Origin of the sequence: Alicyclobacillus suci (genome assembly GCF_017329615.1) — a bacterium.
Classification (GTDB): Bacteria; Bacillota; Bacilli; order Alicyclobacillales; family Alicyclobacillaceae; genus Alicyclobacillus; species Alicyclobacillus suci.
In genome coordinates this window covers 1-334 of the sequence record NZ_JAFMTW010000193.1, presented here as the reverse complement: position 1 = coordinate 334, position 334 = coordinate 1, and the positions used below count along the sequence as shown (strand labels likewise).

The 334-nt window shown below is 48.5% G+C and carries 1 protein-coding gene; it reads right to left on the bottom strand.

What is annotated here, in order from left to right:
* Positions 1-270: transposase (locus tag J3482_RS20380; RefSeq protein WP_206922840.1), on the bottom strand; the 270-nt coding region annotated here is incomplete at its 3' end.
* Between the last annotated feature and the right edge of the window lie 64 nt (positions 271-334).

The window sequence follows — 334 nt, the reverse complement described above, 5'->3', positions numbered from 1 at the left end:
TCGAAACCCACACTGGTAGCGAAAGCGTATATCTCGCGCCAACCGTTCATGAAGCCTTGTGAACGTTGAGATTCCTTCAAGCGGAGCAGCCAGCAGTGCGCGCAGAATCGCTTCACGATTCATAGGTTTCGCGCCTTGGGGTGACTGTTTTCTCAATTTCGAAGCATAGGGTTGTAAATCCAAGACAGCGAAGAACAAGGGCAGACGATCGCTGGAGTCAATTTCTAGCCAGTCTTCAAAGGAAAAGAGCGATGGTTGGAGAATATACAAGTGGGACTTCCCTCCTCGAAAATTTCTTGTTTGGTCACTTGAAATCTTCTCGAAGGTTGGGGTG